Annotated in this window: 22 protein-coding genes; 12 read left to right on the top strand and 10 right to left on the bottom strand. The window is 65.3% G+C overall.

All coding sequences use genetic code 11. The features are described 5' to 3' along the window. Positions 1-226: 226 nt before the first annotated feature. Positions 227-1,261 (bottom strand): helix-turn-helix domain-containing protein, encoded by a 1,035-nt coding sequence (locus ELS24_RS19450; protein ID WP_127185083.1) that lies wholly within the window; start codon positions 1,259-1,261, stop codon positions 227-229. A gap of 105 nt (positions 1,262-1,366) precedes the next feature. Here ELS24_RS19450 and ELS24_RS19445 point away from each other — a divergent pair, with 105 nt between their 5' ends. From ELS24_RS19445 to ELS24_RS19405, 9 genes are all read left to right on the top strand, one after another. Continuing rightward, complete coding sequence (locus tag ELS24_RS19445) at positions 1,367-2,722, top strand: spinster family MFS transporter (protein WP_127185082.1); 1,356 nt, start codon at positions 1,367-1,369, stop codon at positions 2,720-2,722. A gap of 102 nt (positions 2,723-2,824) precedes the next feature. Next, positions 2,825-4,114, top strand: coding sequence for a Zn-dependent hydrolase (locus ELS24_RS19440; RefSeq protein WP_127185081.1), 1,290 nt, complete (start codon positions 2,825-2,827; stop codon positions 4,112-4,114). A gap of 356 nt (positions 4,115-4,470) precedes the next feature. After that, positions 4,471-6,138 (top strand): ABC transporter substrate-binding protein, encoded by a 1,668-nt coding sequence (locus ELS24_RS19435; protein WP_127185080.1) that lies wholly within the window; start codon positions 4,471-4,473, stop codon positions 6,136-6,138. 58 nt (positions 6,139-6,196) lie between these two features. Beyond that, positions 6,197-7,150, top strand: a complete 954-nt coding sequence (locus ELS24_RS19430) for an ABC transporter permease (RefSeq protein WP_050445063.1) — start codon at positions 6,197-6,199, stop codon at positions 7,148-7,150. Position 7,151: 1 nt separating this feature from the next. Then, on the top strand, positions 7,152-8,048 hold the full coding sequence (locus ELS24_RS19425) for an ABC transporter permease (protein WP_127185079.1): 897 nt from the start codon (positions 7,152-7,154) through the stop codon (positions 8,046-8,048). Next, a complete protein-coding gene (locus ELS24_RS19420; RefSeq protein WP_127185078.1) occupies positions 8,045-9,100 on the top strand; it encodes an ABC transporter ATP-binding protein in 1,056 nt (351 codons plus the stop codon). Before ELS24_RS19425 ends, ELS24_RS19420 begins: the two co-directional genes overlap by 4 nt. Then, entirely contained in the window at positions 9,097-10,074 is a 978-nt protein-coding gene (locus tag ELS24_RS19415; protein ID WP_127185077.1) for an ABC transporter ATP-binding protein, read from the top strand. The genes ELS24_RS19420 and ELS24_RS19415 overlap by 4 nt, the downstream gene beginning before the upstream one ends. A gap of 104 nt (positions 10,075-10,178) precedes the next feature. Continuing rightward, positions 10,179-11,006 carry a DUF2242 domain-containing protein gene (locus ELS24_RS19410; RefSeq protein WP_230694877.1) on the top strand — a complete coding sequence of 276 codons (828 nt, stop codon included), beginning with the start codon at positions 10,179-10,181 and terminating at the stop codon, positions 11,004-11,006. Further along, the gene (locus tag ELS24_RS19405; protein WP_050445067.1) at positions 11,003-11,428 is read left to right on the top strand and encodes a CopD family protein; all 426 of its coding nucleotides are present in this window, start codon (positions 11,003-11,005) and stop codon (positions 11,426-11,428) included. The genes ELS24_RS19410 and ELS24_RS19405 overlap by 4 nt, the downstream gene beginning before the upstream one ends. Before the next feature lie 21 nt (positions 11,429-11,449). On the opposite strand, the gene ELS24_RS19400 is transcribed toward ELS24_RS19405, so the two are convergent. Then, entirely contained in the window at positions 11,450-12,265 is an 816-nt protein-coding gene (locus ELS24_RS19400) for a hypothetical protein (protein ID WP_127185076.1), read from the bottom strand. Between the two features lie 132 nt (positions 12,266-12,397). Further along, the gene (locus ELS24_RS19395; RefSeq protein ID WP_127185075.1) at positions 12,398-12,844 is read right to left on the bottom strand and encodes a hypothetical protein; all 447 of its coding nucleotides are present in this window, start codon (positions 12,842-12,844) and stop codon (positions 12,398-12,400) included. Positions 12,845-13,032: 188 nt separating this feature from the next. Between ELS24_RS19395 and ppk2 the strand changes: the two genes are divergently transcribed. Next, a complete protein-coding gene (gene ppk2 / locus ELS24_RS19390) occupies positions 13,033-14,259 on the top strand; it encodes a polyphosphate kinase 2 (protein ID WP_127185074.1) in 1,227 nt (408 codons plus the stop codon). Between the two features lie 28 nt (positions 14,260-14,287). Here the strand turns inward: ppk2 and ELS24_RS19385 are convergent, their stop codons facing one another. The 5 genes from ELS24_RS19385 to ELS24_RS19365 all read right to left on the bottom strand — a co-directional run bounded on the left by ELS24_RS19385 (position 14,288) and on the right by ELS24_RS19365 (position 17,377). Beyond that, entirely contained in the window at positions 14,288-14,641 is a 354-nt protein-coding gene (locus ELS24_RS19385) for a DOPA 4,5-dioxygenase family protein (protein WP_050445071.1), read from the bottom strand. Between the two features lie 16 nt (positions 14,642-14,657). Further along, the gene (locus ELS24_RS19380; protein WP_050445072.1) at positions 14,658-15,020 is read right to left on the bottom strand and encodes a translation initiation factor Sui1; all 363 of its coding nucleotides are present in this window, start codon (positions 15,018-15,020) and stop codon (positions 14,658-14,660) included. A gap of 5 nt (positions 15,021-15,025) precedes the next feature. Further along, positions 15,026-15,406, bottom strand: coding sequence for an RNA-binding S4 domain-containing protein (locus ELS24_RS19375; RefSeq protein ID WP_127185073.1), 381 nt, complete (start codon positions 15,404-15,406; stop codon positions 15,026-15,028). A gap of 148 nt (positions 15,407-15,554) precedes the next feature. After that, on the bottom strand, positions 15,555-16,544 hold the full coding sequence (locus ELS24_RS19370) for a tripartite tricarboxylate transporter substrate binding protein (RefSeq protein ID WP_127185072.1): 990 nt from the start codon (positions 16,542-16,544) through the stop codon (positions 15,555-15,557). Beyond that, positions 16,541-17,377 (bottom strand): amidohydrolase family protein, encoded by an 837-nt coding sequence (locus tag ELS24_RS19365; protein ID WP_127185071.1) that lies wholly within the window; start codon positions 17,375-17,377, stop codon positions 16,541-16,543. Before ELS24_RS19365 ends, ELS24_RS19370 begins: the two co-directional genes overlap by 4 nt. Before the next feature lie 117 nt (positions 17,378-17,494). Here ELS24_RS19365 and ELS24_RS19360 point away from each other — a divergent pair, with 117 nt between their 5' ends. Next, positions 17,495-18,382 carry a LysR family transcriptional regulator gene (locus ELS24_RS19360; RefSeq protein ID WP_127185070.1) on the top strand — a complete coding sequence of 296 codons (888 nt, stop codon included), beginning with the start codon at positions 17,495-17,497 and terminating at the stop codon, positions 18,380-18,382. A 132-nt stretch (positions 18,383-18,514) separates the two neighbouring features. Then, on the top strand, positions 18,515-20,347 hold the full coding sequence (locus tag ELS24_RS19355; protein ID WP_127185069.1) for an ABC transporter ATP-binding protein/permease: 1,833 nt from the start codon (positions 18,515-18,517) through the stop codon (positions 20,345-20,347). Positions 20,348-20,353: 6 nt separating this feature from the next. Here the strand turns inward: ELS24_RS19355 and ELS24_RS19350 are convergent, their stop codons facing one another. Together ELS24_RS19350 and ELS24_RS19345 are read right to left on the bottom strand one after the other, a co-directional pair. After that, positions 20,354-21,157 carry an aspartate dehydrogenase gene (locus ELS24_RS19350; protein WP_127185068.1) on the bottom strand — a complete coding sequence of 268 codons (804 nt, stop codon included), beginning with the start codon at positions 21,155-21,157 and terminating at the stop codon, positions 20,354-20,356. 212 nt (positions 21,158-21,369) lie between these two features. After that, positions 21,370-22,329, bottom strand: a complete 960-nt coding sequence (locus ELS24_RS19345) for a Bug family tripartite tricarboxylate transporter substrate binding protein (protein ID WP_127185067.1) — start codon at positions 22,327-22,329, stop codon at positions 21,370-21,372. Positions 22,330-22,356: the final 27 nt, after the last annotated feature.

The raw sequence follows: 22,356 nt of genomic DNA, 5'->3' as shown, positions 1-22,356 counted from the left end.
TTGATCCTAGCGGTGGCGCGGAGCGCGGGCTGCGCCAAACGCGCAAGCGCCGTTCAGATCCGGCAAGGAAATGCGGCGCGCGGCTAACAGCGAAAAAGGATGGCCGTAGGATGGGTGAAGCGCGAGAATCCTTAAAAAAGAACAATGCTGCGCAACGCGCGCAACCCATCAAGCAGCGATGGAATTCTTAACCCCCTCAGCCACAGCATCACCTCCGCGCGATGGGTTACGCGCGATCTCCATTTCCATTTTTTTGGATGGCGTCTCGCGCTTCACCCATCCTACGATTTTGGCGCAAGGTGTCTGATGGAAGACATCCGTAGCGCTTGCGGTAGTGCGTGGCGAAATGGCCGAAGCTGGTTACGCCGTGGCGTAGCAGGATGTCGGTCACGCTGTCGCCCGCGCGGGCCTGTTCCAGCGCGGCATGCACCAGCGTCAGGCGCTGGTGGCGCACGTAGTCGCTGGGGCTTTGCTTGAGAAACTGCGTGAAGCCGTTTTGCAGCGTGCGCACGGATACGCCACAGTGCGCCGCCAGGTCAGCCAATGAAATCGCTTCATCGACATGGGTCTCGATGTAGTCGCGCGCGCGGCGTACGTGCTGCGGCAAGGGCTGGCGGTGGTCGGTGCGCAGTGCGTCGGAATAGTTGTGCGGCAGTTGCGTCAGCAGCAAGGCCAGCAGGTAGTCGGAAAAGCCCGCCGCCAGCGTCTGCGTCACGCCATCAATGGCGGGGTGCTGGTACAGCCGGCAAAGATAGTCCAGCGTTTCGCGCACGGCGGCCAGGCCGGGGGAATTGGGGCCGACTTCCAGGTCGAAGACCAGCGCGTGCTTGATGGGCCGGTCCAGCAGGCGTTGCAACTGATGTTCAAGCGCCTGCCGTTCCACGCGCAGGATCAGGTTGCGGCAGTCGCGGCCGATGCTGATGATGCTGGGCTCGGACGGTGACGAAATCGTCAGGCTGCCCGCCTGCATGGCCGCGCTGCGCTTGCCCAGCGTGACCAGGCCCGAGCCTTGCAACGTGATACGGATCAGGTAATAGCTGGCGATGTCGCCCGCATCGATCTCGACTTCGGCGCCGTAGTGCAGATCGAACAGCGCGGCGTTGCCGAAGAACACGCCGTACAGCCGCGACTGCAAGGGTTTTCCCTGGGCGACGCACATGCGGTGCGACCACAGGTGTTGGCTGACCTGATCCTTGACCTCGGCGGCGTTGCCCGAGTTCAGCAAGCAATGTCGGTTCAGCGGATAGGTGTCGTTGAACATGCTTTCCTGCGCGGTGGGAACAGCCGTTGCGCGCGGCGTATAGAGTCCGGCGGCGCAAAGGCCTACAAACGATGGACAGAACAAGGACAAGACAAGGGAAAAAACATGACCGACGCCACCCTGCCGCCACTGGCCAAAAGACGCTACGCCTACGAGTGGTACGTCGTGGTGATATGCATGCTAGCGTACATATTTTCCTTCGTCGACCGGCAGATCCTGGCGCTGATGATCGAACCCATCAAGCGCGATCTGCAACTGTCAGACACGCAGTTCAGCCTGCTGCACGGCCTGGCGTTTTCCTTGTTCTACGCCGTCATGGGCATTCCCATCGCCTTGCTGGCCGACCGCTATTCGCGCCCCAAGATCATCGCGATCGGCGTGGCGTTCTGGAGCCTGGCGACGGCCGCCTGTGGCCTGTCGCGCAGTTTTGCCCACATGTTCCTGGCGCGCATCGGCGTGGGCGTGGGCGAGGCCGCCTTGTCGCCCGCCACCTATTCCATGCTTAGCGACATGTTCCCGCGCGACAAGCTCGGCCGCGCGGTGGGCGTCTATTCGATAGGTTCGTTCATCGGCGGCGGCATGGCCTTCCTGATCGGCGGCTATGTCATCAACCTGCTGAAAAGCGTGGACAGCGTGGTGGTTCCTTGGGTGGGCGCGATGCGGCCCTGGCAGGTCACGTTTTTTATCGTGGGCTTGCCCGGCTTGCTGGTGGCGCTGCTGATTGTGTTGACCGTGCGCGATCCGCAGCGCCTGGGCCTGCGCCGCGCCGCCGACGGCCAGGCGCAAAAGCCCAGCATCCGCGACACCTTCCGCTTTCTGGGCCGGCACCGGCGCACGTTCTTCTGCCACTACCTGGGCTTTTCTTTCTACGCCATGGTGCTGTTCGCACTGCTGAGCTGGACGCCCGCGTTCTACATGCGCCGCTTCGGCATGTCGCCCGTGGAAGCCGGCTACATGCTGGGTGTGGTGGTGCTGGTGGCCAACACGGCCGGCGTCTTCTGCGGTGGCTGGTTGATGGACGGGCTGGCCAAGCGCGGCTATCGCGACGCGCCGTTGCGCGCGGGCGTGATCGGCGCGGTGGGCATGGCGCTGCCGGCGGTGGCGTTCACGCAGGTGGACAGCTTGTGGCTGTCGGTGGGCTTGCTGCTGCCCGCCATGTTCTTCGCCTCGTTTCCGATGCCGACGTCTACCGCCGCGATGCAGATCCTGCCGCCCAACCAGATTCGCGCGCAGGTTTCGGCGCTGTTCCTGCTGATCTCAAATTTGATCGGTCTAGGCGTGGGCACCACGGCTGTCGCCTTGCTGACCGACCGGCTGTTCGGCAACCCCGGCGCGGTAGGGCAATCGCTGTCGCTGCTGATCGCCGGGGCCACCGTGCTGTGCGTGCTGCTGCTGGCGGTGGGCTGCGCCAGCTACCGGCAGAGCCTCACGCAAGAACACGGCCAGGGCTACGTCTTGTAAATGGGGCTTGGCAGGGCGCTGGTACACAGAGCAGAATCGGGCGAGTCCGAACCAGAACCCGTGCCGCGAGCTTGCGCGGCTGCTTGTTGAACAGGAGTCCCCATGAGCCTTGCCCCCGCTACCGAAACGCTGGCCGACCTGCGCGTGGATGGCGCGCGCCTATGGCAGTCATTGATGGATCTGGCGCAGATTGGCGGTACGGAAAAAGGCGGCGTGTGCCGCCTGGCCCTGACCGACCTGGACCGCCAGGGACGCGACCTGTTCGTGCGTTGGGTACAAGAGGCCGGCTGTGATGTCCGCGTGGACGCCATCGGCAATATCTTCGCGCGCCGCCCGGGCCGCAACAACGACTTGCCCGCCGTCATGACGGGCAGCCACATCGACACCCAGCCCACGGGCGGCAAGTTCGATGGCAACTACGGCGTGCTGGCCGGGCTGGAGGTGCTGCGCACGCTGAATGACCATGGCGTGCAGACCGAGGCGCCGCTGGAACTGGCTGTCTGGACCAATGAAGAGGGCTCGCGCTTTGTGCCGGTGATGATGGGCTCGGGCGTGTATGCCGGGGCCTTTACCTTGCAGCATGCGCTGGCGCAGCAGGACCGCGAGGGCGTGAGCGTCAGCCAGGCCCTGGAGGCCATCGGCTATGCGGGCCAGGTTGCCGTGCCGCCAGCGCGGCAGGACGGCGTCCCTGCCTATGACGTAGGCGCCTACTTCGAGGCGCACATTGAGCAAGGCCCCGTGCTGGAAGCCGCCGACACGGTCATCGGCGTGGTCACCGCCGCCTTGGGCCAGCGCTGGTACGACGTGGTGCTGACGGGCGTCGAGGCGCATGCTGGCCCCACGCCCATGCCGCTGCGCCGCGATGCCTTGCTGGCGGCGTCCGAGCTGGTGCTGGCGGTGAACCAGATTGCCCTGGCGCACGCGCCGGATGCGCGTGCCACGGTGGGCTGGATGGATGTGTTCCCCAATTCGCGCAATGTGATTCCCGGCCGCGTGCGCCTGACCGTGGACCTGCGCGCGGCCGACGACGCCACGCTCTCGGCCATGGACGCGGCCTTGCGCGCGGCGGTGGATGCGGCGGCCGACAGCCGTGGCGTCACGGCGCAGATCGAGCAGGTGGTGTACTTTGCGCCGCAACCGTTCGCGCCTGCCTTGGTGCAGTCGGTGCGCGAAGGCGCGCGCGACCTGGGCTTGTCGGCGATGAACGTGGTCAGCGGGGCGGGGCACGATGCCGTCTACGTGGCCCGTGTGGCGCCCGCGGCCATGATCTTCGTGCCCTGCAAGGACGGCATCAGCCACAACGAAATCGAAGACGCGCGCCCCGACCATCTGGAGGCAGGATGCAACGTCCTGCTGCGCGCCATGCTGGCGCAAGCGGGCGTTGCCAACTGATGTGTTGACGCGCAGGTGCGCGGACGTGTGCATGCTGCACCAAGGCGGCGCACGGGGAGCGCACTTCGCGCCGCCGTGGTGCCTGTCGCCCGTCTGGCTCCTACCCGTCACCCACCCCAGCACCTGCTGGTAATCCCTTTGCATTGACTCCCCGCACGCGCTCGGACACGTTCGCGCGGCGGGGGCGTCCGACGCTGCGCCCGGCACCCCCGCGCCCGCCTCGGGACTATCCCTGACTCTGCTTCCCGGTTCCAAAAATGGCACGGATATTGCTTATACAAAATCTGTGTACCAACCCTGTTCACGCGCGCCTCACCCTCGCGGGGAAGGCATCTTGCAAGACATTGGAGAACCACATGCAGACACGGAGTTTCCGCCTCAAGTCCTATGCCGCCGCGCTTGCGCTGACGGCCGCCGGCGTTGCAGTGATCGCCCCTGGCGCGGCGCAAGCCGAAAAGGTGTTGCGCATCGGCATGACCGCCGGCGACATCCCTCGCACGCTGGGCCAGCCCGACCAAGGCTTTGAGGGAAACCGCTTCACCGGCATTCCGATGTACGACGGCCTGACGCAATGGGACCTGTCCAAGAAGGACGGGCCCAGCGTGCTGATCCCCGACCTTGCCGTGTCGTGGGATGTGGACGCTTCGGACAAGACCAAGTGGGTATTCAAGCTGCGCCCCGGCGTGAAGTTCCACGATGGGTCCGACTTCAATGCCGACGCCGTGGTCTGGAACGTGGGCAAGGTCTTGGACAAGAGCGCGCCGCAGTTCGACGCCAGCCAGGTAGGCGTGACGGCCTCGCGCATGCCGACCCTTAGGTCCGCGAAAAAGATCGATGACCTGACGGTGGAACTGACGACGTCCGAGCCGGATTCCTTTCTGCCGATCAACCTGACCAATCTGTACATGGCGTCGCCCGCGCAGTGGAAGAAGAAGCTGGCCGAGGTGCCGGCGTCCGTCACGGATCCGGCCGAGCGTTCGCAAAAGGCCTGGGCCGCCTTTGCCGCCGATGCCTCGGGCACCGGCCCGTTCAAGATGGCCAAGTTCGTGCCGCGCGAACGGCTCGAAGTGGTGAAGTACGACCAGTACTGGGACGAAAAGCGCCGCCCGAAGATCGACCGCGTGGTGATGCTGCCGCTGCCCGAAGCCAACTCGCGCACGGCTGCGTTGATGTCCGGCCAGGTGGATTGGATTGAAGCGCCAGCGCCGGACGCCTTCGACGCCATCAAGAGCCGTGGCTTCATCATCTATTCCAATGAACAGCCGCACGTGTGGCCGTGGCAGTTGTCGTTCAAGGAAGGCTCGCCGTGGCTCGATGCGCGCGTGCGCAAGGCCGCCAACCTGTGCGTGAACCGGGGCGAGCTCAAGCAGTTGCTGGGCGGCATGATGGGCGAGCCCAAGGGCACGGTGCCGCCGGGCCATCCGTGGTGGGGCAACCCCAAGTTCGACATCAAGTACGACCCGGACGCCGCGCGCAAGCTGATGACCGAAGCGGGTTATTCCCAGGCCAAGCCCATCAAGGTGAAGGTGCAGACCTCGGCATCGGGCTCCGGCCAGATGCAGCCTCTGCCCATGAACGAGTTCGTGCAGCAGAACCTGAAGGACTGCTACTTCGACGTGAGCTTTGACGTGGTGGAGTGGAACACCTTGTTCACCAACTGGCGCAAGGGCGCCAAGGACCCGTCGGCCAACGGCAGCGACGCCATCAACGTCAGCTTCGCGGCCATGGACCCGTTCTTCGCCATCGTGCGCTTTGCCAGCACCAAGACCTTTCCGCCGGCCTCCAACAACTGGGGCTATTTCGGCAACGCCGAAATCGACGACTTGATCAAGGATGCGCGCACCACCTTCACCCCCGCCGAACGCGACGCCGCCCTGGCCAAGCTGCATGCGCGCGTGGTCGAAGAGGCGCCGTTTGTCTGGATTGCGCATGACGTCGGCCCGCGCGCGATTTCGCCGAAGGTCAAGGGCGTGGTGCAGCCCAAGAGCTGGTTCATCGATATCGCCACCATGTCGATGGATTGATCCTGAACGCGCCGAAGGCTGCCCCGTGCGGCCTTCGGCGCCCTAGCCGGTGACGCCTATGCTGTCTTACATCCTGCGGCGCATCGTGTACGCCTTGCCCATCATGGTGGGGGTCGCGCTGCTCTGTTTTCTGCTGATCCACCTGGCGCCCGGCGATCCGCTGGTGTCCATTCTTCCTCCCGATGCGTCCGCCGACCTGCAACGGCAATTGATGCAGCTCTACGGCTTTGACCGCCCCTTGATCGAGCAATTCGCCGGCTGGCTGTGGCGCGCGCTGCATGGGGACCTGGGTACGTCCATCGCCACCGGCCGCCCCGTGTCGGCCGAGGTCTTCAAGGCGGTGGGCAACACCTTGCGGCTGGCCTGTCTGGCCACGCTGCTGGGCTTTGTCGTGGGCGCGTTCCTGGGCTTTGTCGGCGGGTACTTCCGCAATTCGCCGCTGGACCGCATTGCGTCCTTCGTGTCGGTCTTCGGCGTCAGCGTGCCGCATTACTGGCTGGGCATGGTGCTGGTCATCATCTTTTCAACGCAGCTGATGTGGCTGCCGCCCACGGGGGCGGGGCCGGGCGGGTCGGGCGAATGGGCGGCGGACTGGGCGCACATCCGCCACATGATCCTGCCCGCCGTGACGATGTCGGTGATACCGATGGGCATCATCGCGCGCACCGTGCGCGCGCTGGTGGCCGAGACGCTGTCGCAGGAATTCGTGGTGGGTCTGCGCGCGCGCGGCCTGACCGACCTGGGCGTATTCCTGCACGTCGTCAAGAACTGCGCGCCCACCGCCTTGGCGGTGATGGGCCTGCAACTGGGCTATCTGCTGGGCGGCTCCATCCTGATCGAAACGGTGTTCTCGTGGCCGGGCACGGGCTTCCTGCTCAACGCCGCCATCTTCCAGCGCGACCTGCCGCTGTTGCAGGGCACGATCCTGGTGCTGGCCTTGTTCTTCGTGGTCTTGAACCTGGCCGTGGACATCCTGCAAGGCCTGTTCGACCCACGCATCGAAAGGAGCTGACATGAGCGATTCCGTTGCCAGCCTGACCGCCACGGCGGTCGTGGCGCCCGTGGCGCGATCGCCGGGCTATTGGTCGAACGTGCTGCGCCGCTTGCGCCGCGACCCCGTGGCGCTGGCCGCCGGCGGCGTCATCCTGGCGCTGATCCTCATCGCCATCCTGGCGCCATGGATCACGCCGGCGGACCCGTTCCATGCGTCCATGCTCAAGCGCCTGCGGCCCATCGGTACCGAAGGCTATCCGCTGGGGGCCGACGAGCTGGGCCGCGACATGTTGTCGCGCTTGATGCTGGGCGCGCGCCTGTCGCTGTTCATGGGCATCGTGCCGGTGATTGCGGCGTTCGTGGTGGGCAGCGCCATCGGCATCCTGGCGGGCTACGCGGGCGGCTGGACCAGCACGCTGATCATGCGGGTGGTGGACGTGTTCTATGCGTTTCCGTCGGTGCTGCTGGCCATTGCGCTGTCGGGCACCTTGGGCGCGGGCATCTTCAACGCGCTGCTGTCGCTCACCATCGTCTTCATTCCGCAGATCGTGCGCGTGGCCGAAAGCGTCACCACGCAGGTGCGGCGCAGCGACTACGTGGACGCGGCGCGGGCCTCGGGCGCATCGCCGCTGACCATCGTGCGCGCGCATGTGCTGTCGAACGTGCTGGGTCCCATCTTCGTGTATTCCACCAGCCTGATCTCGGTGTCCATGATCCTGGCCTCGGGCCTGTCGTTCCTGGGGCTGGGCGTGCGCCCGCCCGAGCCGGAATGGGGCTTGATGCTGAACACCTTGCGCACCGCCATCTACACCCAACCTTGGGTGGCGGCACTGCCGGGCGTGATGATTTTCATCACGTCGATGTCCTTCAACCTGCTGTCCGACGGACTGCGCTCGGCCATGGAGGTCAAGGAATGAATGCGGTCAACGATGCAGTGCGCTTGGCTCATGAAGACGTGGGCGGCCCGGCCCAGCCCTTGTTGAGCGTGCGCGGCCTGGTCAAGCACTTCCCGCTGAAGCGCGATCCGCTCTCGCGTGGCCGGGGCGGCAACGCGGTACGCGCGGTGGACGGCGTGGACTTCGACGTGAAGAAGGGCGAGACGCTGGGCGTGGTGGGGGAATCGGGTTGCGGCAAGTCCACCACCGCGCGGCTGGTGATGCAACTGATCAAACAGGACCGGGGCGAGTTGGTGTTCGATGGCATGGCGGTAGGCTCGCGCGCGCTGGCGCTGCGCGAATTTCGCCGCCAGACACAGATGGTGTTCCAGGACAGTTATTCGTCGCTGAACCCCCGCATGACGATCGAAGATTCCGTGGCCTTCGGCCCGCTGGTGCACGGCAGCCCCAAGCGCGACGCCATCTCGGTGGCGCGTGGGCTGCTGGGCCGCGTGGGCCTGGAGGCGCAGCGCTTTGCCGGCCGTTACCCGCATGAATTGTCGGGCGGTCAGCGCCAACGCGTGAACATCGCGCGCGCGCTGGCCTTGCATCCGCGCCTGGTGATTCTGGACGAAGCGGTGTCCGCCCTGGACAAGTCGGTGGAAGCGCAGGTGCTGAACCTGCTGCTGGACCTGAAAGACGATTTCGGGCTGACCTATATGTTCATCAGCCACGACTTGAACGTGGTGCGCTACATCTCGGACCGCGTCATGGTGATGTACCTGGGCGAGGTCGTGGAGCTGGGGCCGGTGGATCAGGTGTTCGACGCGCCGCGCCATCCCTACACGCAAGCGCTGCTGCGGTCCATGCCGTCGATGGAACCTGGGCAGCGCACGGAATCGGCGCCCTTGTCTGGCGACCCGCCCAACCCCATCGACCCGCCTTCGGGGTGCCGCTTCCACACCCGCTGCGCGTTTGCGCGCGCGGCCTGTGCGGCCGAAGCGCCAGCCGTGACGCAGCAGGGCGGCCATGCCGTGCGCTGCCTGATCCATCAACCTGATTCGGGCTATGCCGCTTCTGGAGCGCTGACATGACCGCGCCGACCTCCCCCTTGGTCCGCATCCGCAACCTGGAAGTCGCCTTTCAGGCGGGCGCCAAGACCGTGCATGCCTTGAATGGCGTGAACCTGGACGTGGGGCGCGGAGAAGCCGTGGCGCTGATCGGCGAATCTGGTTCCGGCAAGAGCGTGACCCTGCGCGCCCTGATGCGGCTGCACCCGCCGCGCCGCACGCGCATCAGCGGCGAAATGAGCGTGGATGGCCGCGACGTGCTGGCAATGAACGCCCGCGAGCTTGCCGCCCTGCGCGGCCCGGTGGTGTCGATGGTGTTCCAGGAGCCGTTGCTGGCGCTGGACCCCGTCTACACCGTGGGCCGTCAGATTGAAGAAATGGTGCGCCGGCACACCGGCAAGAGCGCCGCCGAGGCGCGTGCGCGCGCCTTGTCGCTGTTCGAGCGCGTGCGTATTCCCAGCCCCGAGCGGCGGCTGCAAGCCTATCCGCATGAAATGTCCGGCGGCATGCGCCAGCGCGCCATGATCGCGCTGGCCCTGTCGTGCAACCCCAAGGTGCTGCTGGCGGATGAGCCCACCACCGCCCTGGACGCCACGGTGCAGATTCAGATTCTGCTGTTGCTGCGCGAGCTGCAACGCGAACTGGGCTTGTCCATCGTGTTTGTGACCCATGACATCGGTGCGGCCGCGGAAATTGCCGACCGGGTGGCGGTGATGTATGGCGGGCGCATCGTGGAGCAGGGCAGCGTGGCGGACCTGCTGCGCGCACCGCGTCATCCCTACACGCTGGCTTTGCTGAAGGGCCGCGCGCATGGCGCCATGCAGAAAGGTCAACGGCTGGAAACCATACCGGGGTCGCCGCCCGACCTGGCCGCCTTGCCGCCCGGATGCGCGTTCGCGCCGCGTTGCGGATTGGCCGAGCCGCGCTGCCAGGCGGCGGTGCCGGACATCGTGCCCGTGGCGTCGGGGCACGAGGTGAGGTGTATTCGGGTGAATTAACTGTTTCAACGCATCACGGGCCGGGGGGATCCGGTTGGCAGCCATTCGCCAGCCGTTTCTTTCTGGTCGATAATGCCCGCTTTACGCCCAAAGCCGGACCCCTCATGCCCTGCGTTACCCGTCGTCTGCCTGTTGCCCTGTTTGTCTGCCTGACGGCGATCCTGGCGGGATGTACCTCCCCCAAACCGGCCTACGAACGCGAAGACTTCACGCAGAACGACGTGTTCTCGCGCACCTTTCCCACTGCCAGCACCACGGCCTGCGACGCGGGCCGCCGCGCCTTGCTGAGCCAGGGCTACAACATCGATCGCTTTGACCCGGCGCGAGTGTCCGGCCACAAGAATTTCCAGGGCGAAGACGGCCAGCACACGCAGATCAATTTCAATATTGATTGCGCCTCGGACGGCAGCGCCAACCAGCGCGCCACGGTGTTCGCCAACGCGGTGCAAGACCGCTATTCCATCAAGCGCACCACCAGCTCGGCCAGCGTGGGCGTGAGCGTGCTGGGGCAGGTATCGATGCCGTTCGGTTCCAGCGACGATTCGCTGGTGAAGACGGCCAGCCAGACGGTGTCGCGGCCGAAGTTCTACGAAGGGTTTTTCCAGCTTTTGCAGCGTTTCCTGCCGGATGCCGAGGCCGCCGTGGCGCCGCATGTTGCGCCACGGGTTGCGCCCAAGCTTGTGCCCCAGGTGGCGCCACCAGCCGCTCCGTCCGGCCCGGCCAGCGCCGCTCAGCCCTCCATGCCCAGCACCACGTCCCCGCCGCCCGCCGCCTCCAAGCCTGCCGAGCCGCCGGCTGACCCCGTGGTGTCGCCGGACGCGCCAGCCGACACGCTGAACCCGGCCACCGCGAATGGTCCCTCCGGTTCGGCCACGCTCAACGAGAAAGCCGAATCGGCGTCCGACGCCGGCGCGGACAAGCCCGCGCCATGACGTATCAACTCTTGAAGATGGCCCATGTGGCGGCCGTGGTGACGTGGATTGTCGGCTCGCTGTTCGTGTCCTTGTTTCTGTTGTCGTCGCAGCCGCAAGACGGCGATGAAGCGCCCAAGGAACGCAAGATGCTTGGCGCGCTGCGGCGCTGGACGCTGTGGGTGACCACGCCGGCCATGCTCGTGTCGTGGCTGATTGGCCTGCATCTGGCCATGACCTTCGGCTGGTTCGCCATGAACTGGATCTGGATCAAGGTGGGCTGTGCGCTGGCGCTGTCGGCCTTGTTGGGCCTGCAAAGCGCGTCGTTGCGCCGGATGGTCAACGGCTCGCTCAAGCGTCCGCCGCTGGTGGACCTTTACGCGCCATTCACCGTGATCGCGTGCGCGGTCATCGTGACGCTGGTGGTGGTCAAGCCGTTCTGACGGACGGCGCGGGGCAGGGTGTCAAGGAAGTACCGCGAACAGGTTGGCCAACTGCTGCTTGCCCAGCCGTTCCTGTTCAAACGCCATCTTGTTGATCGCCACCATGTGTTGGTTAAAGCGCTTCAAGTCGCCGTCGCGTTCAAACATCAGCTCGTCATGGTCGGCGTACCAAAACTGGCGGTTGTCATCCAGCAGTGAAATCATCTGGCCGAACTCGTGCAGGATGCGCGTTTCCAGCAGCCAGACCTGGCCCAGGCTGTCGCTGCGGCGCGCCAGGGTTGCGGTCAGCGTGTTCATCATCTTCTGCTTTTCGGGTTCGCGTATGGCCAGCGACCGGATCAGTTCCGGCATGTCTTGCAGCACCCGGATGCTTTGGTCGCGGTACTTGGGCACCAGGCGCTCGGCCTGCTCAAGAATCATTCGGCTTTCCACCAGGCCGGTGTCCAGCGCCAGCCGGTGCGCGTCCAGCAGCCGGGGCATGCCGATGTCTTTCAGCTCGGTCAGATAGGCCTTGTGCTGCGCCACCCGTTCACTGGCCACCGTCTTGACCGCCCGTTCCAGTTCGCCATAGAAACCCTTGGCCTTGGGGGTGGGGTCGATGGATGGCAGGGCGTCCGGCTCGCCCTCGGCGCCCGCCACCATCTGGCTGAGCGTATCCGCGACCTTGCGGATTTCAGCGGTGGCGACCTTTTCCTGAGCGCGTTCGCCCAGGTGGTCCCATGCCTGCGTGGCCGCGATGGCCGCCAGCACAATCAGCCCTGCACTTAACGCGACGCGCCCGCCACGGTGCGCGCGCAAGCGCTTCCATGGCGACAGCGTGTTTTCCTGGGAATTCATGGCGCACCAACAAATGGGGTCATCGGTCTTGACTGTAGTAAGCGAGTTTGACGGCGTCAATCGGGCCAGGGCGTCAGCAAGTGCCGTGCCTGGCATCCAGTGTCCGGCAATGACTCGGGGCTATAGCGGGGGCTATGGCGCGGCGCTATCGCGGCGCCAGGCGGGCCACTCGCCTTCGCCTTTGAAATGGCGCAGCCCCCGGCGCGCGGTCGCCAGCCCGGCGTGCAGCACGCTTATGTCCAGCCCGGGCAGGTTGCGCAACAGCGCGGGCGGCAAATGGTTGGCGTCCAGCAGCCGTTCATCAATGAACACCCGCATCATGTCGCCGTCTTCGCAGCGTAGCCACAGGTACCACAGGCTTTCCATGTAGTCGCCATACCAGGGGTCGGGATAGAGTGCGCGCTGGAATGAAAAGCCGAACTCATGCACGTCCGCCCAAGGCCAGAACGCTTGCAGGCCCATCGCGCGCGCCAATTCGCAGTGCCGCGTGAACCCGGCATCGTCGAAGCTCACCGATTGCCGGAAAGGATCTTCGGGCGCGGGCGGGCCGGACAGAAAGCGCTTGATGCGTGACCACATGAGAGGTAGGGAGCGATGAGGATTCGGCAGTGTAGCGGCGCCTGTTGTTGTAAAGAATGTTACAACCTTTGATTCTCGTCAATTCCACGCCGCATGCAAGCAGGTAGGGTTGCGCCTTGCCCTGACGGGCTGCTCGCTCTGGGTTGGCCAGCGTGGGCTGGACGACAAGCGCAGCAAGGACAGGATCGATGACAGACAAGACACCGCAAGCCATTCCGGACAATGTAGCCGCCGCGCCGCGCAAGCGCCGCGCAGCTTCGCCAGGCGCCGCCAAGCGTAGTGCTGACAGCAGCGCTGACAGCAGCGCAAAAAACAGCGCAAAAAACAGTGCCAAACGTAGCGCCGAAACCGGCAGCGCCGCGGCCTCGCGCCCGGCGCCGTCCGCCAACAATGGCGTGCTGGCGCGCAAGCAGGTGATGGCCGCGCAGGTCAGGGCACGTGAAGACGCCGCGCGGCAGGAAACGGTGTCGGTGCTGGCGGACATTGCCCGCCGCTATACCGTCGGCCCCGACGCGCAAGCCCACGAGGCGCTGCGTTCCGTCATCGAAGAACTGTCGCCCGACGACGCACGCGCCGTGCATCGCGCGCTGTTGGAGGCCAACACGCAGGCGCCCGGCACGCGGCGCAATCCCGACGAAGAGCTGGCGATGGACTGGCGCGAAGGTATCTACCCCTATCGCCACCGCATGCTGCGCCGCAATTACGAAAAGCAGAAGTACCAGTTGCAAGTGGAGTTGCTGAAGCTTCAAGCCTGGGTCAAGGCCACCGGGCAGCGCGTGGTGATTCTGTTCGAAGGGCGCGACGCGGCGGGCAAGGGCGGCACCATCAAGCGCATGATGGAACACCTGAATCCGCGCGGCGCACGCGTGGTGGCGCTGGAAAAGCCCTCGGATACCGAGAAGGGCCAGTGGTACTTCCAGCGCTATGTGCAGCATCTGCCAACTGCCGGCGAGATCGTGATGTTTGACCGGTCCTGGTACAACCGCGCCGGGGTTGAGCGTGTGATGGGCTTTTGTTCACAGCAGGAATACCTGGACTTCCTGCGCCAGGTGCCGGACTTCGAACGCCACCTGGTATCCAGCGGCATCCACCTGGTGAAGTTCTGGTTTTCGGTCAGCCGCGAAGAGCAGCGCCGGCGCTTCCTGCAACGCAAGGTGCATCCGCTGAAGCAATGGAAGCTGAGCCCGGTGGACCTGGCGTCCTTGGATAAATGGGACGATTACACGCGCGCCAAAGAAGCGATGTTCGCGCATACGGATACTGCCGACGCGCCGTGGATCGTGGTGAAGTCGGACTGCAAGAAGCGCGCGCGCCTGAACGCCATGCGCTATGTGCTTAACCGCCTGCCCTACGAGGGCAAGAGCGGTGAACCCGGCCTGGCGCTGGACCCGCTGATCGTGGGCCGTGCGCTGTAAGAAGTCAGTGGCCCCGCGCCTGTCGGGGTCAGCCGCCCAGCGCTTGCAGGTTCAGTACATGGCTGCGTCCGATCCACACGGCGCAATCGCGGTGGTCGCGTAGTGAATCGCCCGTGTTCGGATGCATGAACACGTCAAGCGCCCCGTGATTCAGCGTGAGCCAGGTAGCGATGTCGGCGAAGTGCTCAGGGGCGAACGCAATCTGGTAGCTCCATAGCGGATGCGGGCCGACGGGGCGCTCATGGAAGCGCCCCATTTCCATCTTGCCGTCCCACTGCGCCAGCACGCGTTCACGCAATGCAAACGCGGCGTCGCGGCTGGCCGCGTCGAAGTACACATGCGCGTGCCAACTGACCACGCTGCTTATTGCCAGATCATTCATGAGTGTCTTGTCCGGTTCAGCCACCCGCGCGCTTGGCGCGATGGCCGCTGCTTGTCAGGGCGTTGATGATGCGTTCGCAGTGGTCACCCTGCACCTCGATCACGCCATCCTTGGTGGTGCCGCCCGAGCCGCATGCCGTGCGCAGTTGCTTGCCCAGGGCCGCAAGTGCTAACGGGTCCAATGCCAGTCCGCGTACGACCGTTACGCTTTTGCCGCCGCGGCCCTTGGTTTCGCGCGATACACGCGCTACGCCGTCGCCCGCAGGCAGGGCGCGCGCGGCGGTTTTGCATTGGCATTGCGCAAGTGCCTGGCGGCATGTCGGGCACATGCGGCCGGATTCGGTGGAATAGACCAGGCCGCCGCTTGAGCTGCGTTTCATGATGCTTACTTGCCTCGCATCTGGTCGATCAGTCGGCGGTCGCGCTTGGTGGGGCGGCCGGTTTCAATACCCAACGCGGGTTCCGGCGCCAGCCGCCGCATTTCCGCCGCGCGTTCGCGCGCGGCAATGCTGTCGGGAGTTTCTTCATACAACAGCCGCGCAACCGGCGCGGGGCCACGCACGCCGCTGACCGCAACGACTTGCACCTGTAGCGCGGGGTCTTCCTTGCGGATGGTGACGCGGTCGCCGGCCGAGACTTCGCGCGACGGTTTGGCGGCCTGGTCGTTCACGAAGACGCGGCCCTTGCCGATCTCTTGCACGGCAAGGCTGCGCGTCTTGTAGAAGCGCGCGGCCCACAGCCATTTGTCGAGTCGAATTTTGTCCATTTTGAAGCGCTTTGCGATGTGTTTTGCCCAAGCCGCAATGATAGCCCCGAGCGCGCATTCAAAAAAAACGGCGCCCTGAGGGACGCCGCAAGTCCGGCTTTCCGCCAACCCGGCCCGCCCGGCAATGTGCCGGCGGGCCGGGCAGGTCTTAATCCAGTTTCAGATTGGCTTCCTTGACGACGCGCTGCCATTTGGCGATCTCGGCGCGGCGGAAGATGTCGAGTTCGGCCGGGGTCGAGCCGATGGGCTCCGCGCCAATACCCGCCAACTGCGCGGCAATGGCGGGGTCTTTCAGCACCTTGGCCAACGCTTGCGACACCTGCTCCACGATGGCGGGCGGCGTGCCGGCCGGCGCGAACACGGCATTCCATTCATAGGTTTCGTAGCCCGGCACGCCGGACTCTGCGATGGTGGGCAGATCGGGGGCGGCCTTGGAGCGCTCCGAACCGCCGACGGCTACCGCGCGCAGCTTGCCGTTCTTCACGTGCTGCCACGACGAACCCATGCTGGCGAACATGACGGGCACCTGGCCCGACATGACGTCGATCATGGCCGGGCCGCCGCCCTTGTAGGCCACGTGCTGCAGATTTGTCTTGGCCAGCAGGTTGAACAGTTCGCCGGCCAGGTGCTGCGCCGAGCCGGGGCCGGCCGACGCGAAGTACACCGGTTCCTTGGCGTCGGGCTGCCCCAGGCGGATCAGGTCGGCCACCGACTTCACTTCATACGACGGCGTGACCACCAGCACGTTGGGCACGCGCAGCAGCAGCGATACCGGCGCGAAGGCGGTCAGCGTGTCGAACTGCATCTTGGAATGCAGCGCGGGATTCTGCGCGTGGTTGGACGCGTCCAGCATCAAGGTATAGCCGTCAGGCTGCGCCTTGGCCACGACCGCGCCGCCGATCATGCCGCCCGCGCCGCCCCGGTTTTCAATCACTACGGGCTGGCCCAGTTCGGCGGCCAGCTTCGGGCCGATGAGGCGGGCAACGACGTCCACGGTGCCGCCCGGCGGATACGTCACCACCAGCGTGACGGGGCGTTCGGGATAAGCGGCCGATGCGGCGCCCGCGGCGCTTGCCAACAGGCCTGCCGCGATCAACACGCTGCCACGGTGGGCCAGTCGTTTGAAGAAGGGGTTCATGGTTTGTCTCCTTGGAATTGGAATAATTGCAACGGCGTATCGGCAAGCACGCCGCGCCGTTGCGTGGGATCGTCGATCCAGGCGTCCAGCCATTGCGTTGCCGCAGGGTAGGACGCCACGTCGCGATGTTCGGTGTGCGGCCAGTCACTGCCCCACATCAGGCGTTCGGCCGTGTAGGCCTGAAGCAAAAGCTGCGCGGCCTGCCGACCAGACGCGGCGCAGTCCGTACCCGTCCAATTGCGGTAGGGCGCGGACAACTTCACCCACACCTGGCCGCTTCGGCCTTGTTGCAGCAGGTATTCAAAGCCGGGGTCGGACACGCCCAGCGCCGGGTCGGGCCGGCCGAAGTGGTCCACCACCACGCGGCAGCCCGCCGCCAGCAATGCAGGCAAGACTTCATGCAGGCGCGCGGCCTGTAGGTGGACTTCTACGTGCCAGCCCAGCGCATTGACGCGTTCCAGCAAGGCGCGCCAGGGCGAGTCATGCAGCGCGGGGGTGGGCAGGCCAATCAGATTCAAGCGGATACCCACCACGCCGCCGTCGGCCAGCGCTTGTAGCTGCGCGTCCGTGATTTCCGGTGCCACTACGGCCACCCCGCGCAAGCGCTCGGGCGCCGCGCGCAGCGCTTGCAGCATGTGACTGTTGTCGGTGCCCAGGAAGCTGGGTTGCACCAGCACGCCATGGCTCAAGCCGTGCGCATCCAGCAGCGCCAGGTAGTCGGCCAGCGTGGCGTCGTAATCCGGGGTATGGCGGCGGGTGCCTGCCAACGCCAGGCCTTGCCGGAATACGTGTGCATGGGTGTCGACGGCAACGCCGTTCGAAAGCGGGGGCAAAGCAGTCTCCTGTCCGTGGCGCGGGCATGGCCGCGCGCTCTTCTATATGGCCGGATTCTAGGGAGTCGAGGTATAGTTTTCTATTGTTTGAAACTGCGATTTATATATCGGATCAAGATGGAAACCAGGCACCTGCGGTATTTCCTGGCGGTGGTGGATCACGGCAGCGTGAGCCGCGCGTCTGACTGGCTGGGCATTGCGCAACCCGCTTTGAGCCAGGCGCTAAGCCGCATGGAAAAAGATCTGGGCGTGCGTCTCTTTGAGCGGTCGCGGCTGGGGGCCGCGCCCACGCCGGCCGCGCTGGCCATTCTGGAAGACGTGCGTATCAGCGTGGCCCGGATCGACGCGGCGGCGCATCGCGCGCAAGAGATCGGGCGCGGCAGCGCGGGGCAACTGACGGTGGGCCTGGTGTCGTCGGCCTTGTTTGACACCTTGCCGCGCGCGCTGCGCGAGATGCGGCGGCAGGCGCCCGGGGTGCGCGTGATCTTGCGTGAGATGAGCAATGCCGAGCAGGCCGATGCGCTGCAAACCGGCGAGATCGATATCGGCCTGATGCACACGCCGGTAGCGGTGGGCGGACGCATGCGCGAACGGCAACTGCTGCGCGACCGCTTGGTGGCCGCCGTGCCGGATGAGTTTGACGTAGCTGACGACGGCACGGTATCCATGGCGCAGATCGCGCACGCCGGGCTGGTGATGTACCCGCAGGCGCAATTGCCGGCGTTCTATGCGGGCATCCTGGACGCCATGCGCAAGGGCGGCCACGACGCGCACGTCGCGCAAGAGGCCAACCGCACGCTGACGGTGCTGTCTTGCGTAGCGGGTGGATGCGGGGTGGCCTTGCTGCCCAGTTGGATCCGCACGATGAATTTTGGCGGCGTGCGCTTTTGCGAAGTGCGCGACGGCCAAGCGCTACCCAGCTTCGACCTGAGCGCCATCTGGCCCGCGCGCTCGGTGCCTACCTTGGCCGATGTGTTCGCCAATCTGGACCTGGGCACGCGCTGATGCGGCCCATCCTTTCAAACCGCCTTCACCTACCCAGCCGAAACGCTTAAGCGACGCTTAAGACCGCATTTTTCGTGGAACCCGGCACAAAGTCCCCGTCTAACCAGGATCGGTGTTGATAGGGGCGTGTCGATGGATCTGAACTGGCAGCAGCAATTGGTGGACAGCGCCATCTGGTTGGCGAGCGCGTTTGGCATCACGGCGCTTGCGCTGGCCGTCGTGTCCGTCGTGCTGGCGCGCACGACCGATTGGGGGCGCAAGTTCTGGCGCCTGGCGTGGCCGTATCTGACGCCCCGGCGTAGTTGGCGGCCCTTGTTGACGTTGGCCGTGCTGCTGCTGTTGGCCATGGCCGCCGTGCGCATGACAGTGCTGTTCTCGTTTTGGTACAACGGCTTTTATAGTGCGCTGCAAGCGCTGGACCAGAGCGCGTTCTGGCGCTTTCTGGGCATTTTTTCAGTGTTGGCCTGTGTGCATGTGGTGCGCGCGCTGGCCGACAGCTACGTGGGCCAGGCCTTCGACATCCACTGGCGCGTGTGGCTCAACGACCGCCTGACACGCGACTGGCTGGGCGCGGGCGCGTACTACCGGGGCCATTTCGTGGATGAGCCCGTGGACAACCCCGACCAACGCATCGAACAAGACATCTCGATGTTCGTGACGGGGTCGCGCACGCTTGCCATCGGCGCGTTAAGCGCGATTGTGTCCTTGGTGGCGTTCACCGGCATCTTGTGGGGCTTGTCCGGCCCCTTGATGGTGGCGGGCGTGGAAATTCCGCGCGCCATGGTGTTCGTGGTGTTCCTGTACGTCATCGTCGCCACCTGGTTCGCCTTCAAGATCGGCCGGCCGCTGATCAAGCTGAATTTCCTGTCTGAACGGCTGACCGCCAACTTTCGCTATGCGCTGGTCCGGCTGCGCGAGAACGCTGAAAACGTGGCGTTTTATCAAGGCGAAGCGGTCGAGCGCGGCACGCTGTGGACGCGCTTTAGCGCCTACATCGCCAACCTGTGGGCGCGCGTGTATCGGGGCCTGAAGTTCGACGGCTTCAACCTGTCGGTAAGCCAGGTGGCGGTGGTGTTTCCCTTCATCCTGCAAGCGCCGCGTTTTTTCAGCGGCGCGATCAAGCTCGGCGACGTCATCCAAACCTCGCAGGCGTTCGGGCAGGTGCAAGATGCGCTGTCGTTCTTTCGCACGTCTTACGACAGCTTTGCGCAGTATCGCGCCACGCTGGACCGGCTGAATGGTTTTCTGGACGCCAACGAAGCCGCGCGTGCGCTGCCTTCGGTGGATACGGAACCCTTGCCCGATGGCTTGGAGATCAATGGCGTGACGGTCAGGCGGCCCGATGGCCACGCCTTGCTGCAAGGCTTGAATCTGCGCTTGCACCCCGGGCAGACCTTGCTGATCAAGGGGCCGTCCGGTAGTGGCAAGACCACGTTGTTGCGCGCGCTGGCGGGCTTGTGGCCCTATGCGCAAGGCCATGTGCGGCGGCCGGAGGGCACGGCGGCCTTGTTCCTGTCGCAGCGGCCATACCTGCCGCTGGGTGATCTGCGCAGCGCGGTGGCCTATCCCGGGCAAGCGCTGCCGCAAGACGACGCGCGGCTGGTGGATGCGTTGCGTCTGGTCAACCTGGGGCATCTGAGCCATCGGCTGGACGAGGTGGCGGATTGGTCGCGCATCCTGTCCATTGGTGAACAGCAGCGCGTGGCGTTCGCGCGCGTGCTGTTCAACCGCCCGGCCATCGTGTTCCTGGATGAAGCCACCTCCGCCACGGACGAAGGGCTGGAACACATGCTGTACGGCCTGCTGCGCAGCGCCTTGCCTGACTGCATGCTGGTCAGCGTGGGGCACCGCAGCACGCTGGACCCGTTCCATACGCATCGGCTGCATCTGGATGGCGCAGGCGGGTGGACGACGGGCCCGATGGCGCCGCCGCAAGACAAGGCCGCGCTGCGCGAGGCGGCGTGATTCGGCTCAGGTCCCCACGCGCAACGGCCCGGTCAGCTTGCGCAAGACCGCAATGACGCTTTGCGCGGTGATGCGGCCGGTCTTGGGATTGGCCGACGGGATGTTCTGGATTTCCATCGAGAACATGGCGGAATCCGACACGACTTCCACGCGGTGCACATTGCGTTCCAAGGACGGGTCGGCCCAGATTTCCAGTGTGGTCCGGTCGGGTCCGATGCCCGCCAGGGACACGCTGACCGCCACGTTCAAGTTCGCCGGAAAGCCCGTTGCGGCTTCGCGCGGCGATCCACGGAAGATCAGGCGCGGTTCGGTCAGGCCATCAAGATTGATGTTGTTGTCGGTCAGGTAGGGGGCGCCCATCAGGCCGCGCGGCGGCTTGCGCGTCATCATCGTGACGGAGTGGATGACGCCTTCGGCGGCAGCGGTAATCGCGTCCAGCCCCAGGATGGCGCCCGACGGCACCAGGATCTGCCCGTGGTGCCGGCGGGCGAGTTCAATCAGGTCATCGTTTTGCAGCAGCGCGCCGGAACTCAGCACCACCATCTTCTTGCCGGCGCGCAGCACGGGTTCGGCAATGTTGCGGAACACCGAGGCAGGCGCGCATTCCACCACCACGTCGCAATGCTCGTGCAGCGCGTCGAGGGTGGTGAAGGCCGGCGCCGCCTGGGTCCACGCCACCTCGGGTGCGGCCTTGGGGTCGCGCACCGCGATGGCGGCAAGGGTCAGGCCGGGTAGCCCGGCATCCAGGGATTGCGCCACGGCCTGGCCGATGGCGCCGAAGCCGGCGATGCCGACGCGGTAGCTGTTCATGAAAATTCCTGGGATCGTGCGGATTGGCCCCGCGGCGCAAATGCAAATGCAAATGCACATGCAAATGCACATGCAAATGCACATGCAAACGCACACGGGGTAAAAAGGGCAACGCCATCGATGCCGATGGCGCAGGGTTGCCGGCCAATGTATCCAGGGCCTGCCCGGCCGTCAATGCGGAATGGCCGCAAGGTGATGCCGCAAGGAAAGCGCTACTGCAATTTGATCCCCAATTCCTTGATCAGGGGCGCCATGGTGGCGCGATCCGCCTTGATCGTGGCCGCGAGTTCGTCCGGCGTACTGCCGATCGGTATCATCCCCAGCGTTTCCATTTGTGCGCGCATCTCGGGCTGCTTCAGGATGTCCGACACGGTTTTCTGAATCAGCGCCACGCGATCCTTCGGCACGCCGGCAGGCGCCATCAGACCAATCCATGGTTGCGGTGCGTAGTCTTTCAAGCCGGATTCCTTCAGCGTCGGCGTGTCGGGCAGCCCGCCGAAACGCTCCGGGCTGGTGATGGCCAACGCACGCAGCCGGCCGCTGTCGATCAAGCCCTTGGAACTGGAAGGCGCGTCCAGACCCACATCCAGCTGGCCGCCGATCAGGTCGTTCTGCGTTTTTCCCGATGAAGACGACGGCACGTACAAGGCCTGGATTCCCGCGCGCCGCGCGGTCTGTTCCCACACCAGGTGAAACGCGGTGCCGATTGAAAACGAGCCCACGCTCAGGCTGCGCGCTTTGCTCTCGCGCACAAAATCGTCCCAGGTTTTGATGGGGCTGTCCTTGGGCACGATGAATATGAAAGGCGTGCGCGCCACCAGCGAAATGGGTTGCAGGTCTTTCTCGGTATCGAAGGGCAGGCTGTCGACCGCGAAGGGCACGATGGTGACCGACGAGGCCACCACCATGCCCAGCGTGTAGCCGTCAGGCGCGGACTTGACCAGCGCGCCGGTGCTGATGATGCCGGACGCGCCGGGCCGGTTCTCCACCACCACGGGCTGGCCCCAGGCGGCGCCAAGCTTGCTGGCCAGGACGCGCAGCATCACGTCCACCGGCCCGCCCGGTGGGTTCGACACGATGATCTTCACCGCCTTTTCGGGATAGGCGGCCTGCGTGGTCTGCGCGGCCAACGGCGTCAGCAGCGCAAGCGCCAGCACGGTTTGCTTGAACATGGAATTCCCCTTGTATTTGTTGCTGGT

Source organism: Achromobacter spanius, from assembly GCF_003994415.1.
Taxonomy (GTDB): Bacteria; Pseudomonadota; Gammaproteobacteria; order Burkholderiales; family Burkholderiaceae_B; genus Achromobacter; species Achromobacter spanius_C.
Note: the sequence above shows the minus strand (reverse complement) of the source record. Positions and strands in the feature narration are given on the sequence as shown.